The sequence below is a fragment of the Thioalkalivibrio halophilus genome (genome assembly GCF_001995255.1).
GTDB lineage: Bacteria > Pseudomonadota > Gammaproteobacteria > Ectothiorhodospirales > Ectothiorhodospiraceae > Thioalkalivibrio > Thioalkalivibrio halophilus.
This window is the reverse complement of sequence record NZ_MUZR01000048.1, coordinates 1-1,146: the sequence shown is the minus strand read 5'-3', so window position 1 is coordinate 1,146 and position 1,146 is coordinate 1. Positions and strand designations below refer to the sequence as shown.

Genomic DNA, 1,146 nt, shown 5'->3' with positions numbered 1-1,146 from the left:
GGCTGGCCTCCTTGTGTGTCGTCGCAGAGGGAGCGCTACCATCTGTGGCACCGGGCTCGGGGTAACCCGTTGGCCTCCTGAGGTCTTGAACCTGCTCCGTAGATCGGTCCCCGCGCCCTTCTCATCTCGAAGTTTGAACGGTATCCAAGCCCCCCGTGAAGGACGGGTGAGGCTGTACGGACAAGGCGAGAGGACGAGATGGCTCATATCGGCATTGATGTCAGCAAGAACAAGCTCGACTGCATGTGGGTTCGGGATCTGGAGGCGGGCAAGGTCAAGCCCAAGGTGTTTCCGAACCGTCGAGATCAGTACCCGGGACTACTGCACTGGCTCGAACGCAACACCGGCGAGCCACCCGAGGCCCTGCACGTGTACCTGGAAGCGACCGGCATCTATCACGAGCCGCTGGCGTACTGGCTGCATGAGCACGGCGTGCGGGTGCATTTGCTGAACCCGGCCCAGGTGCGTTTCCACGCCCAGGGCATGGGGGTGCGCAACAAGACGGATCGCAAGGACAGTATGATGCTGGCGCGCTACGGCATCGAACGCGCGCCTGCGCCGTGGCAGCCGGAACCCCCGGAGGTGCGGGAACTGAAGCGTCTTCTGGGGCGACTGGAAGCGCTGGCCCAGGAGTCGATCGGCAACGTGCTGGAGGCCCTGCGCGAGGAGCATCGTCGGCTGCAGCAGCAGATCGATGACCACTTCAACGCGCACGACCACCTCAAGCGGGACCGGGCCTTGCTGGAGAGCATCCCCGGTATCGGCCGGGTGTTGTCGGCCTCGATGACCGCGACGTTGCGCAGCCGTGCGTTTCGGAGTGCCCGTCAGGCGGCGGCGTTCCACGGGCTGGTGCCGGTCCAGCAGGAGTCGGGCACCTCGATCCAGCGGCAACCGCGGCTGGCGAAGACGGGGTCAAGCGGTCTGCGACGCAAGCTCTACATGGCAGCGATCGCCGCCGCGCATCACAACGCCGACGTTCGGGATCAATACCAGCGCCTGTTGCGGCGCGGGAAGGCGAAGATGGCCGCGATCGGCGCCGCAATGCGGAAGTTGCTCCACATCGCCTTCGGTGTGCTGAAGTCGCAGCAGCCGTACCAACCTCGCTGTAGCACCGGTTGCAACCAGTAAGCGAGACACGGTATCTAC

General features: G+C 64.7%; 1 protein-coding gene. It reads left to right on the top strand.

Annotation, left to right across the window (positions count from 1 at the left end):
• The first annotated feature begins 198 nt into the window (after positions 1–198).
• Entirely contained in the window at positions 199–1,128 is a 930-nt protein-coding gene (locus B1A74_RS10730) for a transposase (protein ID WP_077244644.1), read from the top strand.
• Positions 1,129–1,146 lie beyond the last annotated feature (18 nt).

Coding starts and splice junctions, on each gene's coding strand:
- B1A74_RS10730 (WP_077244644.1), top strand. CDS start 199: ATGGCTCATATCGGCATTGATGTCAGCAAGAACAAGCTCGACTGCATG.